Origin of the sequence: Bifidobacterium sp. B4079 (genome assembly GCF_026537385.1) — a bacterium.
In the GTDB taxonomy this organism is placed as follows: Bacteria; Actinomycetota; Actinomycetes; order Actinomycetales; family Bifidobacteriaceae; genus Bombiscardovia; species Bombiscardovia asteroides_I.
The window spans coordinates 515,536-530,772 of the sequence record NZ_JAFNMH010000001.1 but is presented as its reverse complement, the minus strand read 5'-3'; the positions used below and the strand labels follow the sequence as shown (position 1 = coordinate 530,772).

14 protein-coding genes are annotated in these 15,237 nt (G+C 62.6%); 1 reads left to right on the top strand and 13 read right to left on the bottom strand.

Annotated features, from left to right (window positions below):
• Positions 1-75 precede the first annotated feature (75 nt).
• Complete coding sequence (gene der / locus J3T95_RS02250) at positions 76-2,184, bottom strand: bifunctional cytidylate kinase/GTPase Der (protein ID WP_267450246.1); 2,109 nt, start codon at positions 2,182-2,184, stop codon at positions 76-78.
• Positions 2,181-2,954: a pseudouridine synthase gene (locus J3T95_RS02245; RefSeq protein WP_267450245.1), complete on the bottom strand. Its 774-nt coding sequence runs from the start codon at positions 2,952-2,954 to the stop codon at positions 2,181-2,183. Before J3T95_RS02245 ends, der begins: the two co-directional genes overlap by 4 nt.
• A gap of 171 nt (positions 2,955-3,125) precedes the next feature.
• Here J3T95_RS02245 and J3T95_RS02240 point away from each other — a divergent pair, with 171 nt between their 5' ends.
• Positions 3,126-4,298 carry an MIP/aquaporin family protein gene (locus tag J3T95_RS02240; protein ID WP_267450244.1) on the top strand — a complete coding sequence of 391 codons (1,173 nt, stop codon included), beginning with the start codon at positions 3,126-3,128 and terminating at the stop codon, positions 4,296-4,298.
• A 29-nt stretch (positions 4,299-4,327) separates the two neighbouring features.
• On the opposite strand, the gene J3T95_RS02235 is transcribed toward J3T95_RS02240, so the two are convergent.
• The 11 genes from J3T95_RS02235 to ruvC form a co-directional block, all read right to left on the bottom strand.
• Positions 4,328-4,675 (bottom strand): DUF3017 domain-containing protein, encoded by a 348-nt coding sequence (locus J3T95_RS02235; protein WP_258561578.1) that lies wholly within the window; start codon positions 4,673-4,675, stop codon positions 4,328-4,330.
• A 161-nt stretch (positions 4,676-4,836) separates the two neighbouring features.
• Entirely contained in the window at positions 4,837-6,210 is a 1,374-nt protein-coding gene (locus J3T95_RS02230) for an NAD-dependent succinate-semialdehyde dehydrogenase (protein WP_220237317.1), read from the bottom strand.
• Positions 6,211-6,341: 131 nt separating this feature from the next.
• A complete protein-coding gene (purH, locus tag J3T95_RS02225; RefSeq protein WP_267450243.1) occupies positions 6,342-7,943 on the bottom strand; it encodes a bifunctional phosphoribosylaminoimidazolecarboxamide formyltransferase/IMP cyclohydrolase in 1,602 nt (533 codons plus the stop codon).
• Positions 7,944-7,995: 52 nt separating this feature from the next.
• Positions 7,996-9,372 (bottom strand): cell division protein PerM, encoded by a 1,377-nt coding sequence (locus tag J3T95_RS02220; RefSeq protein ID WP_267450242.1) that lies wholly within the window; start codon positions 9,370-9,372, stop codon positions 7,996-7,998.
• Positions 9,369-10,292 carry a succinate--CoA ligase subunit alpha gene (gene sucD / locus J3T95_RS02215; RefSeq protein WP_267450241.1) on the bottom strand — a complete coding sequence of 308 codons (924 nt, stop codon included), beginning with the start codon at positions 10,290-10,292 and terminating at the stop codon, positions 9,369-9,371. The genes J3T95_RS02220 and sucD overlap by 4 nt, the downstream gene beginning before the upstream one ends.
• The gene (gene sucC, locus J3T95_RS02210) at positions 10,289-11,503 is read right to left on the bottom strand and encodes an ADP-forming succinate--CoA ligase subunit beta (RefSeq protein WP_267450240.1); all 1,215 of its coding nucleotides are present in this window, start codon (positions 11,501-11,503) and stop codon (positions 10,289-10,291) included. The genes sucD and sucC overlap by 4 nt, the downstream gene beginning before the upstream one ends.
• 23 nt (positions 11,504-11,526) lie before the next feature.
• Positions 11,527-12,111 carry an adenine phosphoribosyltransferase gene (locus J3T95_RS02205; protein ID WP_267450239.1) on the bottom strand — a complete coding sequence of 195 codons (585 nt, stop codon included), beginning with the start codon at positions 12,109-12,111 and terminating at the stop codon, positions 11,527-11,529.
• Between the two features lie 108 nt (positions 12,112-12,219).
• Positions 12,220-12,855 (bottom strand): preprotein translocase subunit YajC, encoded by a 636-nt coding sequence (locus tag J3T95_RS02200; RefSeq protein ID WP_220235823.1) that lies wholly within the window; start codon positions 12,853-12,855, stop codon positions 12,220-12,222.
• A 66-nt stretch (positions 12,856-12,921) separates the two neighbouring features.
• Positions 12,922-13,998: a Holliday junction branch migration DNA helicase RuvB gene (gene ruvB, locus J3T95_RS02195; RefSeq protein WP_220235824.1), complete on the bottom strand. Its 1,077-nt coding sequence runs from the start codon at positions 13,996-13,998 to the stop codon at positions 12,922-12,924.
• A gap of 3 nt (positions 13,999-14,001) precedes the next feature.
• The gene (gene ruvA, locus J3T95_RS02190) at positions 14,002-14,613 is read right to left on the bottom strand and encodes a Holliday junction branch migration protein RuvA (RefSeq protein ID WP_220235825.1); all 612 of its coding nucleotides are present in this window, start codon (positions 14,611-14,613) and stop codon (positions 14,002-14,004) included.
• 42 nt (positions 14,614-14,655) lie between these two features.
• Positions 14,656-15,237 (bottom strand): crossover junction endodeoxyribonuclease RuvC, encoded by a 582-nt coding sequence (gene ruvC, locus J3T95_RS02185; RefSeq protein WP_220235826.1) that lies wholly within the window; start codon positions 15,235-15,237, stop codon positions 14,656-14,658.

The window sequence follows — 15,237 nt, the reverse complement described above, 5'->3', positions numbered from 1 at the left end:
CGGGGTGCCGCTCACGAGCTGCAGGGTTATGGAAAGGTCCCTGGGCCGACTAAGGAGCCAGGCCGGGGACCTTTTTCATTTACGCTTCTTCTTCTCGCGGATATGCACGGAGATCTGGATGGGAGTGCCCTCGAAGCCGAACTCCTCGCGCAGGCAGCGTTCCAGATAGCGGCGGTAGCCGTGCTCCAGGAAGCCGGTGGCGAAGATCACGAAACGCGGCGGCCTGGTGGAGGCCTGGGTGGCGAAGAGGATCCTCGGTTGTTTGCCGCCTCGCAGCGGATGCGGGTGCGCGGCCTGAACCTTGCCCAGGAAGGAGTTGAGCTTGCCGGTCGGTATGCGCTTGTCCCATGATTCCAAAGCGGTGCGCATGGCCCTGGCCAGCCGGTTGGTGTGCCAGCCGGTCTTGGCAGACAGATTGACCCGCTCAGCCCAGGTGACCCGGTCGAACTCGGTCTGCCAGAGCCGCTCGAGACGCTGACGGCCAAAGTCGTCCAGCAGATCCCACTTGTTGAAGACCAGGACAATGGCCCGGCCCGCATCCACGGCCTGGCTCATGACCTTGAGATCCTGGTCCGCAATGGGCTGGGATGCGTCAAAGAGGATGAGGGCCAGCTCCGAACGTTCGATGGCCGCCTGGGTGCGCAGACTGGAGTAGTACTCGGCTCCCGAAATCTTGTGCAGGCGGCGTTTGATGCCTGCAGTGTCGATGAAGAGCCAGTCTTCGCCCTCCACCTGGACGACCTCGTCGACCGGGTCACGGGTGGTGCCGGCCAGATCGTGGACCACTGCCCGCTCCTCATGGGCCAGCTGGTTGAGCAGGGAGGATTTGCCCACGTTGGGCCGGCCGACCAAGGCCACGCGGCGCAAGCCCTCGGGGGTGAGGAATCCCGAAGTTTTGTCGGCTTTCCTGAGTTGTTCCAGTGCTGCGTCCAGCAGATCGCCTATCCCCCGACCGTGCATGGCGGAGATGGCATAGGGTTCGCCCAGGCCCAGCTTCCAGAATTCGGAGGCGGTGTAGTCGGCCATCCGATCATCCAGCTTATTCACAGCCAGAACCACCGGCTTGCCGGCGGCCCGCAGCATGGTGACGATCCGCTCGTCGCTGGCGGTCAGCCCCACTTGGCCGTCCACGACCAGAATGACGGCATCAGCCAGCGATACGGCCACCTGGGCTTGGGAGGCAATGGCGGATTCGATACCCTCCACATCGCTCTCCCATCCGCCGGTGTCCACCAGTTTGAATCGGGTGCCGGCCCACTCGGCCTCATAGCTGACTCGGTCCCGTGTCACGCCAGGGGTGTCCTCGACTACGGCGGCACGGCGGCCGAGAATCCTGTTGACCAGGGTGGACTTGCCTACGTTGGGCCTTCCGACCACAGCCAGCACGCCTACGGCCTTGGGGCCTTGGTCCTGGTCATCCCGGTTCTCGGAGCCGCCCTCCAAAAGGGCACGGTCCTCTTCATCCAGCTCATAGCCGTCCAGATTGCGGGCGTACTCGTCGTGGGAGTCTTTCTCCATGGCCGAAGAGACCAGGTCGATCAGGACCTGCAGTGTTTGCTCGAAGGTCAGATCGGAGTTGTCCAAGGTGGTCACACCATCGGCGGCGTCCAAGAAAGAGGTGACCTTAGAATCTCGGGCATCCCGTGCGGCCAGATCCTCAGCGCCGACTGACCCTGACTGGGCCTGGCCGCTGCGGCGGGCCTGGCGGACCTCCTCACGTGCTGTCAGCAGCACGCGGACCTGGGCATCCGGGGCCACCACCGTTGTGATGTCTCGCCCCTCGGCCACTACTCCGCGCTCCTGGTCGGCCATGATGGCCCGCTGGGCGGCGATGAGTACACGGCGCACGGCTGGAATTGAGGAAACCACAGAGACGTGCTCGGAAACCCTGGTGGAGCGTATATCCTGATCCACGTCCTGGTGGTCCAGACTGACACTGGGATGCTCCGGGTCCAGCCCCATGACCAGATGGCCGCCGGTGATGGAATCGGCTACGACCTCGGTGATGGTCTCCTTATCGGGCTGGTCCGCGTCCAGGTCTAGCCCGCGTTCCATGCACCAGAGGGTGACCGCGCGGTACATGGCGCCCGTGTCCAGGTAGGCCAGTCCAAAATGCTTGGCCAGGGCCCGCGAAGTGGAGGACTTGCCCACTCCCGCAGGGCCATCGATGGCGACAGTGATCACAGTCCGACCTCCTTATCCAGGGCCTTGATCTCAGCCGCCGAGAGCACCCTGTAGGAGCCCGGCCGAATCTCGCCCAGTCGGATGGGGCCGATCTGGGTGCGCACCAGCCGGGTCACCGGGTAACCGATGGCTCCGAAAATGCGCCGTACTATCCGGTTCTTGCCCGAATGCAGGGCCACCTTGACGATGGTGTGCTCGCGGTTGTGGTCGATGATGGCGCAATGGTCCAGGCGGATCAACCCGTCGTCCAGCTCCACCCCTTGGCTGACCAGCCTTCGGCAAACATTGCCGCCAATGTGGCCGCTGAGCGTAGCTATATAGGTCTTCTCCACCTCGTAACGCGGATGCATGACATGCTGGGCCAGCTCCCCGTCGTCGGTCATGAGAATGAGGCCTTCGGAGTCATAGTCCAGCCTGCCCATGTGGAAGACGCGCTCGTAGCGGTCCCCGATGATGTCGCGCAGGGTGAACCGGCCCTTGGGATCGTCCATGGTCGAAAGAACCTTGCGGGGCTTGTTCAGCGCCAGCGTGACGTGCTTGTCGTTCAGGTGGATGCGGGATCCATCCACGCGAATCCGCTGATGTGAAGGGTCCACCCGGCTGCCCAGGGCGGTGACCAGCTCACCGTCGACCTCGACCCTGCCCTGGGTGATGATCTGTTCGCATTTGCGACGAGAGCCGAATCCGGCCTGGGCCAGCACCTTCTGGAGGCGGATGCCCTCCTCCCCCTGTTCGCGCGCTCTGATCGCCTGTGTGTATGGATGTGGCATCGTTCTCCCAACGTGGCCTGATAGATATGCAACTGATACCGTTCTGAACGACCGCAGCCGCCGAAGAGGTCATATCATACTATATCGGAGCCTAGGGAAGTGTTGTTGGCTTGCCCTAAGCTAGAAACTGTCGTTGTTCATTGTCGTCGAAGGGATTGCAAGGTGGGGAACATGACTATGGAAGCAAGTGCTGAGCCGGTCCTCGAACAGGCGGAGGGGAAGGTTGCTGCAAAGCCGGTCCGCAGGCGGATCAGGCCCCGTGATGTTCGCTGGATTCGTGCGGCCGCCGAGCTGGCGGGCACCTTCCTGATCTGCGCGGTCATCTACTTGTCATACAGCTTCGGCCAGTTAGTCATGGGCCAGCCCAGCGTGGCGCTGCCGGTTCTGGGAACCGCCCTGACCTACCTGGTTGTGACGGCCATGCTGGGAGGCGTCTCCGGTGGGCACTTCAACCCCGCCGTGACCGTGGCTGCCATGTTCACCTCGCAGATCAGCATGGTGGACGGGCTGATTTACATCGTCGCCCAGGTGATCGGTGCTATTGGCGCCGGTGCGGTCGCTATCGCCCTTATTCCTGTCAGCAAGTCCGTGCCTGACAGGACCTGGCTCATGTTCTCGGTCAACGGCTTTTCCGGCGGTTCGCCCGCTGCAGCCACCCTGAGCCAGCAGCACATCGCATTCGGGGCGCCCATGGCCATCGTGACTGAGCTCATTGGCTGTATAATCGTGGTGGCTGCAGCCATCACCACCCTGCGCTCTGACGGACGCGCCCGTCGCAACCATGCTCTCTATACCGGGCTGGCCTATGGTGTCGGCGCACTGGTCACCTACCCCATCACCTGCTCGGGACTGAACCCCGCTCGTTCCACCGGCATCGCCATCTTCGCGCAGTCCAAGCACATGTCTGTCAGCCCGATCTCACAGCTCTGGCTCTTCTGGATCTGCCCGCTGCTGGCTGCCTCTCTGGTCGCCCTGGTCATTATCATGACCAGCATCATCACCGACAACATGGCTATGCGTGCCATTGGTGCCGCCACTGACGCTCAGCCGGAAGCGCAGGCACAAGTAGATGCTTTTGCTCCCGGTGCCCAGACTCAGGCAGGCGAGGATACGCAGGCCTCCGTTCCGGTTCAAAACCCCGCTGCTGCCGGCACGGCCACCCCTGCAGACGCCAAAGCCCAGACTGTCGATGTATCGGCGCTATCCGATGTTGATGCTGACGAGGATGCCGTTGCCCCTGTCGAAGCAGGAACCATTCCCGATCTGCAAGTCAAACCCCTTCACACTGCTTCCGAAAAAGAAGACGGTGACGAGGAGCCCACAGGCAAACCCGCTGAAGAATGAACTATTGAGGACTGAAAGCCTGAAAGGGGTCACAGAAGCAGCTGAATGCTGAAGTAAGTGACCAGAAGGCCAATGCCCAAGCCGAAGCTGATGAAAGCGTCAAAGGGTACTGACCGCACCTTCCAAGGACTGCGATCCTTGAGAATCAGGCGCAGGGCGCCGCAAACCAGAGCCGCGATGGACACCAGTCCAGTCGCGGCCCAGGTGTACCCGTAGAAAGCAACGAGCGCGGCGACCAACACGACCAGAAAGATGATGCCCTCGCAGACTGGACGGCCCTCTTGAGCCTCTGAGACGAATGGATGGCCTCTACCGGATGTCTTGGGCGGCTGTGAGGGCGCGAGGTCCGGGTTTTCGGCATTATCTGTGTCTGCCATGTTCCCCAGTTTCCGCATTCTCGAGGACCTCCATCTGCCCACTGCACTTGCTCTGCCGGTTCGAGCCTACCAGCGCTGTTGACGCAAAGCGACCGTACCGCCATCGTACTTGGACGATGATGGCACGGTCGCTGTTTCAACAAGGAGTCAGAGCAGCCTGATCAGTTGTTGTGTTGGAAGATCAGATGCTCGTTGGCGAAGGTGTCGAAGCCCAGGCTGTAGAGCTCGCGGCCATAGCCGGAGTTCTTGACGCCGCCGAAAGGCAGCTCTGGCATGGTCACCCAACTGCCATTGATGAAGGTCATGCCGGTTTCGATGCGACTGGCCAGGGCATCAGCGTGGTCGGAGTCTTGGGAGAAGATTACGCCGCCCAGGCCGTAGCTAGAGTCATTGGCCAGATCCACGGCCTCGTCCTCGCTGGCCACCTTGTAGATGGTGGCCACAGGACCGAACATCTCCTGGTCATAGGCAGGGTTGTCACGGTCGATGTCCGTCAGGATAGTGGGGGTGAAAAAGGCCCCAGGCGAATCATAGGGCTTGCTGCCGCAGGCGACCTTGGCTCCGGCTGCCACGGCCCGGTCGACCTGCTTAGCCAGATTGTCACGCGCCGAAACCGTGCACATGGGGGCCAGCGTGGTGTCGGGGTTGTTGGGATCGCCCAGAACCATATGCGAGAAGGCGTCGACCATGAGCGAAACGAAGTCGTCGTAACGGTCCTCCATGACGATGAAGCGCTTGGAGGCGCAGCAGACCTGTCCGGCATTCATGAGCCTGGCCCCGGGTGCCACTTGCTTGAGGGCATTCCAATCAGCATCATCCAGGATGATGAAGGCGTCGTTGCCGCCCAGCTCCATGGAGGACTTCTTCAGGTGGGCGCCGGCCGACTTGGCCACGGAGGCGCCGCCGCGCTCCGACCCGGTCAAAGCCACGCCAGAGACACGCGGATCGGCGATGGCACGGTCCACCTGGTCATAGTTGATGAAGAGGTTGGTCAGGCTGCCCTCGGGGGCTCCTGCCTTGGTCACGGTCTCTTCGAAAGCCACAGCCGAGCTAGGCACGTTGGAGGCATGCTTGAGGATCATGGGGTTGCCCAGAATGAAGTTGGGGGCAAACACGCGCATGATCTGGTAGTAGGGAAAGTTCCAGGGCTCAACCATGACCAGGACGCCGGTGGCCTGCTTGACATAGTAGGCTTTGCCAGCAGGGTTGTCCAGGGGGACGGGAGCCAGCAGCTCCTCGGCCTGGTCGGCGAAGTAGTCTGCGATGTCCGCGCACAGCTCCACCTCGGCACGAGCCTCACCCACCAGCTTGCCCATGTCCCTGGTCATGTTGGTTGCCAGGGCGTCTTCATCCTGGCGAAAGAGCTTGGCCACCTGGCGCAGTTGCGCTGGACGGTCGCCGGGGCCCTCCTGCTTGCGCCAGGTCTTGTAGAGGTCATGGCCGCGGGCCAGTGCGTTCTCCAGGTCGTCGTCGGTGGCATCTGGATAGGTCTTGATCAGTTGGTTGTTAAAAGGATTGACTGTCTGATAGGTCACAATATCTCCTTCGATTTATGGATGCCCAGTCAGCATCATCGCTGGTCAGTTCATTCAGCATATCACCGCATTGGACCCCGCAGTCAAGGTATTTGTCACAAAACGACATTCGACCGCGAGGTCAGGTTTTATCAGTGGAAGAAGTGGCGGGTTCCTGTCAGATACATGGTCAGATCGGCATCCTGGGCGGCCTTGATCACCTCGGGATCGCGGATGGATCCTCCCGGCTGCACCACGGCCCTGATGCCAGCCTGGATCAGGTACTCCAGACCATCTGCGAAGGGGAAGAAGGCGTCGGACGCGGCCACCGAGCCCTCGGCGCGCTTACGGCCCTCATCCAGGGTATTGGCCCTCTCGACCGCCAGGTGGCTGGAGTCCACCCTGTTGACCTGGCCCATGCCGATACCCACGGTAGCTCCCTGCTTGGCCAGGAGCACGGCGTTTGACTTGACCGAGCGGATAGCCCGCCAGGCAAAGGTGAGATCATCCATGGTCACCTGGTCGGCGGGGTTTCCGGAGACCAGACGCCAGGTGGACGGGTCGTCTCCCGGGGCGTCGATCAGGTCGGGTGTCTGCACCAGGGCTCCCCCGTCGATGGGACGGATGACCGGACGAGGACGTGGACGGCGTTCCACAGAAAGGATGCGCAGGTTCTTCTTGGTTCGTAGCAGGTCCAGGGCCTCCGGCTCATAGCCTGGTGCCACGATCACCTCGGTAAAGACCGGCTTGATCTGCTGGGCCATGGTCAGGGTGACCGTGCGGTTGGCGGCGATGACCCCGCCATAGGCGCTCATGGGGTCGCAGGCATGGGCGCGGCGGTGGGCCTGGGCGATGTCCGCCCCTACGGCCAGACCGCAGGGGTTGGAGTGCTTGACCACGGCCACCGCGGGCAGATCGGCAAAGTCCCATACCGACCGCCAAGCCGCGTCCGCATCCACATAGTTGTTGTAGCTCATTGCCTTGGCTCCGCCTAGGTGCTCTGCCGCGGCGAAGCCGTCCCGGTCCAGCGGATCCAGGTAGAGGGCTGCCTTTTGGTGGGGGTTCTCCCCGTAGCGCAGCTGGCTGGCCAGGCGCCAGGTGCGAGTCAACGCCTGAGCTGGGCCCGGATCGTCAGCTTTGTCCTGCTTGTTGTCAACCCATGTGCGCGCTGTCCACTCGGCGATGGCCGCGTCATAGGAGGCGGTCACCGCGAAGGCTTTGGCAGCCAGACGTCCGCGCTCAGCCAGGCTGAAACCGGTGCCGGAAGCGGTGCGCTCGGCGGCCAGGGCATAGTCGTCCGGGTCGGTGATCACAGCCACGCTAGCGTGGTTCTTGGCAGCGGCCCGGATCATGGCGGGTCCGCCGATGTCGATGCGTTCCAGGCACTGATCAGCATCGGCGTCCTCAAGGACGGTCTGTTCAAAGGGGTAGAGGTTGACCACCACGAGGTCGAAGGGGGCTATGCCGAGATCCTTGAGTTGCTGGGCATGGTCAGGGTCGGTCATGTCGGCCAGCAGCCCGGCGTGGATGTGTGGATCCAGGGTCTTGACCCGGCCGTCAAGGCTCTCGGGAAAACCGGTGACCTTTTCCACCGGAGTGACCTGGACACCCAGATCCTGCAGTGTTTTGGCCGTACTGCCGGTGGAGACGACCTCGGTGCCTGCCTGCCGGAAGGCCGATGCCAAGGCCTCAAGGCCCTGCTTGTGGTAGACCGAGACAAGCGCTCGGTTGATGGTTCGATTCGTGGTGACCATGGAAACTCCTACTCCTATGCTTGAATGCCGAGGCGCCCCGCCACCTTCGGACCTACTTGCCTGGTCTGCGGGTGGACGAAACCTGTCGTGGTGTGTCTGCTCGGTCGGTTGCCTTGGGCTCCTTTCCCACCTGCAGGCGTGATTGGTTGTGTTTTTCCTCGTTCTCCGCCTTGGCGGAAGTTTTTTTGTCAACTGCCTGGCGCAAATAGTTGATCAGAGCGTCCTTGATGATGGCCAGCGCAGCAATGACAAGGGACAGCAACCATACTCCCAGCAGGCCGACCCCCAGGGAGGTCCCGATCATGCGCACGGAGGAGGCTATGGGCACGCCCACCCCGGCCAGTCGCTGACGGCCCAAGGCCCCGTTGGATAGCTGGAAAAGCAGGGCAAGTCCAAGCAGGGTGACCAGCCAGACCAGGACCATGGCCAGGGTTGCCATAAGGAAGCAGACTGCTGTATCTCGGGATCTCAGTCCTGCTTGTCGCACGGCAGCGAGTATTCTGACCCCCCAAGGCCCCGTCAGCAAGAGAACACCTGCGACTACGCCGAACAGCAGGGGTAGGTTGAGCAGAAGCATGCGAACCTCCTGCCTGGAGACCGGCTCTGGGAAAAGCCCAAAGATTGGCAGAGAGGGTAGACTTGATGCGTGGCCGGACCAGAGGGTGAAGGTGGCCAGCTGGCCTATCTTGAAACCGTCCCCGAAGAGCCAGGAGGCAGCCCAGATAATCAGATTGGGCAGCCATGCCAGGGACGCCAGGCTAGTCGTTACAGCCGAGGCAGTGCCCATACGCGTCAGTTTGAACAGGCGGCCCACGTCTGCGTGATAGAGGGCGATCCAGACAATCAGGGCGATCAAGCCTGCGGCCAGCATGGCAGCCAGGAGCATCAAACCGGCCGTGAGCCCGAGCCGAATGGTCCTGCGGACCTGGATTGGCAGAGCCTCTTTGATTCGTCTGGCAAAAGCCTGTCGGAATGGTTCAGAGCGGGCCCAGGCCCAGCCATAACCCAACAGGAAAACCAGGCTGGTCCGCAAAAGAATGACCGGGGAGGTGTCCGCCTGGATGGTCTGGCTGCCTTGCATGAGGATGAGGCTGCACAGCATCCAGACGACCAGGCCGGCGATGCAGCCGCCGACGGACATGCCCATGCGGCCGACCAGGGTGCGGATCACCCATATCAGCAGGCCAGTCAGCAGCAGCGGGATGATGGTTAGGGTCAGGGCTCCGGCTGTGAATCCACAGCCTTGGGTGAGCAGGGTGATGGTTTCTGTCAGGGCCACGGTGGCCATGGACAGTGATGGCCCGCCCTCCTCAATGGAAATCATGAGCAGGAGCAGTGCCATGCAGGCACCGAGGGCGACGGTGTAAATGAGTATGGCTAGAAAGGCCTCTAGGGCTCCCCGGAGCCATGCTTTCACACTGTCGGTCATATGATGGCATGCTCCCGCAGCAGGTCGCGGGTCAACCGGGCAGTTTCGCCCGGTGTGGTGCCCACCTTGATGCCGACGGACTCGAGCATTTCCTTCTTGTCTGCAGCCGTGCCCTTGCCGCCCGAGATGATGGCTCCGGCGTGGCCCATCTGCTTGCCCTCGGGTGCGGTGAAGCCGGCGATATAGGCCACGATGGGCTTGGTCATGTGGGTGGAGGCCCAGTGGGCGGCCTCCTGTTCGGCCGACCCGCCTATCTCGCCGATCATGATGCAAGCCTTGGTTTCAGGATCGCGGTTGAAAGCGTGCAGAGCCTCCAGCATGGTGGTGCCCACAATAGGGTCGCCGCCGATGCCCAGGCAGGCGGTGAAACCGATGGAGGACAGCTCCCCCATGAGCTGATAGGTCAAGGTGCCGGACTTGGAGACCAGTCCCAGCGGGCCGCGACCGGCGATGCCCTGCGGGATGATGCCCAGATCCACGCCGACGCCGTTGGGCCGGTCGGACATGGTCATCAGCCCCGGGCAGTTGGGGCCTACGATGCGGCAGCCGCGTTCCCTGGCCAGGGCCACGCAGTAGGCGGTATCGGCCACGGGAATGCCTTCGGTGACGACCACGATCAGGGTGATGCCGGCCTCGATGGCCTCGATCATGGCATCTTTGGCGAATCTGGGCGGAACGAAGACCACGGAGGTACGAGCCCCGGTCGCCTGACGGGCGGCTGCACAGTCGGCGTATACGGGTACATGCCGTGCCTGGCCGTCCGGACCGTCGAAGTCAATTGTCGTTCCAGCCTTGCGGGCATTGACCCCAGCCAGGATATTGGTGCCGGCCGCCATCATGCGGGCTGTGTGGACCATGCCCTGGTGACCGGTCATGCCCTGGACCATGACGGGGGCAGCGTCTTCGATGAAGAGGGTCATCGTCCCGTCTCCTTTCCTGCTTGATCGGCCAGGGCCACAACCTGGTCTGCCGCCTCCTCCATGGTGCGGGCCACCCTGAGCCTAGGTTGCTGGGCCTTGGCCAGGAGGTTCAGTCCCTCGGCAGCCTCATTTCCGTCGAATCGGACCACGATGGGTCGCTCGTCGTCCTGATCTTGCTCGCCCGCAGCGTTTACGGCGGACAGGATGCCCTGGGCCACCTGCTGGCAGGAGGTGATGCCTCCATAGACATTGACCATTACCGAACGGACCTGAGGGTCAGAGAGGACCACGTCCAGGCTGCTGCGCATGACCTCAGGCGAGGCGCCGCCGCCAATGTCGAGGAAGTTTGCGGGTCCAATACGAACGCCCTGTCGGCGTCCTGACCCGGCGACCGCATCCAGGGAGCTCATGACCAGTCCTGCGCCGTTGCCGATGACGCCCACCTGGCCGTTCAGATGGACGTAGTGCAGGCCTGCAGCCTTGGCTTTGGCTTCCAGGGGGTCGACCTGCGCCGGGTCTGCGAACCTCTTCCAGCCGTCGTGCCGGAAGGCCGCATTTCCGTCCAGGGAGATTTTGGCATCGAGGGCGTCCAGGTGCTTGGTGGCCTCGTCATCCGGGTCGCCCACCTTGGCCAAAGGGTTAATCTCGACCAGGGTCGCGTCGCTGTCCTGGAAGGTGTGCCACATGCCTAGAAGTATCTGCGTAGCCTGCTCCAGATCCGCATGGTAGAAGCCGATGCGCTCGGCCATGGTGCGGGCAGCCTGCCTGTCGAAATCCTCCAACGGGCCGATGTGCAGGCGCCGGACTGATTCGGGGTGCTCGCGGGCGATGGTCTCCACCTCGGTGCCGCCGCTGGCTGTGGCCAGGACGTCATAGTCCCGGGAGGTGCGGTCCACTGAGATGGACAGGTAGTACTCGTGCAGGATGTTGCGGGCTTCGGTTACCAGGATTCCGCTGACCGGATGGCCGTCGATGTTCATGGGCAGGATGGCCTCGGCCAAGGCCACAGCCTGCTCGTGATTCTCGGCTCGTTTGACGGCTCCCGCCTGTCCCCTGTGACCGATGGTGGCCTGGCCCTTGATCATGCAGGGGTAGCCGATAACGTCGGCTGCCTGGCCGGCCTCTTTTGCAGTTGAGGCATAGACGGCCCTGGGCTGGGAGATCCCATGCTCAGCGAGCAGCTGCCTGGCCTGGTATTCGTACAAATCCATGGTGAAGGTCCCCCCAATCGTGCTCAGGCGGGCATGTTCATCAGGCAGCTGACCGGGTAGGCGCCCAGGGCCTTGCGACCGTCCAGACCGTTGAGTTCCATAACGAAGCTGAAACCAGCCACTTGGCCTCCAGCCTGCTCCACCAGACGAGCCGCTGCCTGGGCGGAACCGCCGGTGGCGATCAGGTCGTCGACAATCAGGACTCGCTGGCCAGGGCGCAGTGAGCCCTGCTCGATTTCGATACGGGCGCTGCCGTATTCAAGGGCGTATTCCTGGCTGTAGGTGGGCTCAGGGAGCTTGCCGGCCTTGCGCATGGGCAGGAAGCCCTTGCCTAGATCGCAGGCCAGCTGGGGGCCGATCAGAAAGCCGCGCGCCTCAAGCCCGGCTACCAGGTCGAAGTCCTCTGGCTTGACGGGCAGAGTGCGTTTCATGGCATCGAGGATGATGGACAATCCTCTGGGATCCGACATGGCGGGGATGAAGTCCCTGAAAAGGATCCCCTTCTTGGGAAAGTCCGGAATGGTACGGATCAATGAGATCAGATAAGCGGCGTCATCATCGCCCACCTGCTCAAGTTCTCCAACCTTGATATCGTCCGATTGAGCCATGATCTTCTTTCTGTTTTGCTCCTTGAAAGCGGTTGCCGGGGCCATCATACGCGCGCCGGGTTTCCGCTCAGAGTCAGCCTGACGGAAGGTGTGGCGCGCGTATAAGTTTCAGGACTTGGCGGAAGCCGAATCCGAAGCCTCGGAGGCAACGGACTCTTTAGAGGGGTCAGGATCCTTGGACGCATCCGATTCGTCAGCGTCATCTGGCTTCTCAGCATTCTTGGCCCTGTCCGATTCGTCTTCAGGCTCCGACTTGGATTCGGCCTCACTCTTGGGCTCTTGCTCGGCGGATTCCTTGCCCTCTGAGGCGGCAAAGCTCTGTGCGGCCGTATTGTCGGCGGCGGTGTCTTCACCATCGGCATTATCATCGTCTTCAGCGTCAGTGACCTCGGCGGGGGCATCCGCATCTTCGGACTGGCCCTCCACCTGCGTGGGCAGGGGGTTGCCGTTTTCGTCAACCTCGTCATCGTGGATGTAGGCCGGGACGATGGGCGGCTTGGTGATGGCCTGAATGCGCCAGCGGGACTGCGAACCCTCGGAGTCGATGACTACCTGCTCCTTCTCCAAATCAACGGAGACGACCTTGCCCAGAAGACCGGTTGTGGTGGCTACCTCGTCACCGGGCTGCAGGGACTGGCGGAAGTCCTGGACGGCGGCCTGCTGTTGCTTGCTCTTCCGGGAGCTTCCCCACATCATGGCGATCATCAGGGCAATGATGACGATCATGAAAAGCATGGATCCCATGGTTGTTTCCACTCCTTGTTTTGACGGGCATTAAACGGCGATGTGCATTACTGTGAAGTCAACAGTCTAGAACAGCTTCATGACATCCTCAGGCGGTTTGCGGCCCAGATGCTCCCAGGCCTTGGAGGTGGCCACACGCCCCTTTGGCGTGCGTATCAGGAAGCCTTCGCGCACCAAGTAGGGCTCACAGACTGTCTCGACCGTCTCCGCCTCCTCGCCCACCATGGCGGCCAGGTTGTTCAGGCCCACGGGTCCGCCGTCGAAACTGTTGACGATGGCCTTGAGTACAGCCAGATCCAGGCGGTCCAGTCCCTCGGAGTCTATCTGGTAGAGGGCCAGGGCCTGCTTGACATCGTCAGGGCCGACCTCGGGAAGATCGTGGACTATGGCCCAGTCGCGCACACGGCGCAGCAGGCGGTTGGCAATCCTGGGCGTGCCACGTGAGCGCAGGGCCAGCTGATGGGCAGCGTCATCCTGCAGAACGATGCCTAAGACCTTGGCTGAGCGCTCGACCAGCTTCTCCAGCTCCTCCTCCGGGTAAAAATCCAGGTGAGCAGTGAAACCGAAACGGGCCCGCAGGGGCGAGGGCAACATGCCCTCGCGGGTGGTGGCGCCAATGACCGTGAATCTGGGCAGGGTCAGCGGAATGGAAGAGGCACCGGGGCCCTTGCCGACCATGACATCCACCCGGAAGTCCTCCATGGCGATGTAGAGCAGCTCCTCGGCGGCCCTGGGCAGGCGGTGGATCTCGTCGATGAAGAGCACCTCACCGGCCTCCAGGGAGCTCAGAATAGAGGCCAGGTCGCCGGCGTGCTGAACTGCCGGCCCCGAGGTAACACGGATGGGCACCTCCAGCTCGTGGGCGACGATCATGGCCAGGGTGGTCTTGCCTAGGCCTGGAGGACCTGCCAGCAGGATGTGATCCGGAGCCACGTCCCGCTTTTTGGCGGCCTTCAGAAAGAGGCCCAGCTGGGCCTTGAGCCGAGGCTGTCCGATGAATCCGTCCAGGGTTTCCGGACGCAGCTCCTCGTCGCTGACCGGTTCGCCTTCGATGGGCTGGGCCGAGACCATCCGCAGGGATTCCTCCTGAGCGTCGGCATTTTGGGAATCGATGTACCCCGTAGACAGCTGCTTGTCAGCCATGGGTCAGCGCCCCCTGTCCAGCCGGGTCAGGGCCTGTTTGAGCACCTTGGGAATGTCGGTTGACTGCAGTGGCAGGGTGTAGCCGCCCTCGCTGCAGGTCTGTTCCACGGCCTGCTCGGCATCATGCTGTAACCAACCTAGGGAGAGCAGTCCCTCGACCACCTGGTGGGCGCCATCGTCAGTCCGGGTGGGTCCCTGTTCGCCCCTGCCTGTGTCCAGATCCAGCTTGCCGGAGAGTTCGAGGATGATCTTCTGAGCGCCCTTTTTGCCCAGGCCCGGCGCCCGGGACAGGGCTGCAGCATCGCCATCGGCCACAGCCTGGGCCAGCTGGTCCGAGTTCAGAGTGGCGAGAATGGACAGGGCCACGCGGGGACCGATGCCGCTGACCTTCTGCAACTGGGCGAAGAGGGATTTGGAGGTGCGGCTGAGGAATCCGTAGAGGGTCAGCGCGTCCTGGGTCAGAGAAAGGGCGGTGTAGACGGTGACTGTGGACTCGGCCCGCATGGAGGCCAGGTCCGACTGGGGCATGCGCACCTCGAAACCCACCCCCGAAACATCGATCACGGCAGAGCCCGTTTCGATGGCGGCCACCCGCCCGGTCAGCATTGCCAGCATTTGATCACCCCTTGACGGAATCGAACGTCTGTTCGAATCAGCTTACATGTCTCGCTGGACTCCCCGGTGCTTGCCATACTTGGCGGAAGCCTGTGCCCACTGGCGCTGGGCCTGGGTCAGATGCTCTTCGCGCTCCCCGCCCTGAATGGCTCCGGCGGGCCTTAGGGCGTGGCAGATGGCCTGGGCCAGAGCGTCGGCGGCATCTGCGGGTTTGGGCAGCTGGTTAAGACTAAGAATTCGGGCCACCATCCGCTGCACCTGGATCTTGTCGGCTTGGCCGTTGCCGGTCACGGCCATCTTGGCTTCGGTGGGTGTGTGCAGGGCCACGGGGATCCCTCGCTGTGCCGCACCCAGCATGGCCAGTCCGGCTGCCTGTGCGGTTCCCAGCACGGTGTTGTGATTGGACTGGGCGAAGACCCGCTCGATGGATACCACGTCGGGGCTGTAACGGTCCAGTGCGGCCGTCAGCCCCTGGTAGATGGTCAGCAGCCGCAGGTCCTGGCTCTGTTCGGGGTCTGAGCGCACGACGTCCACATGAACAAAGGAAAGCCGGCGCGATGCACCGGCTTCAATGATGCCAACGCCGCATCGGGTGAGCCCCGGGTCGACGCCGAGAACAATCAT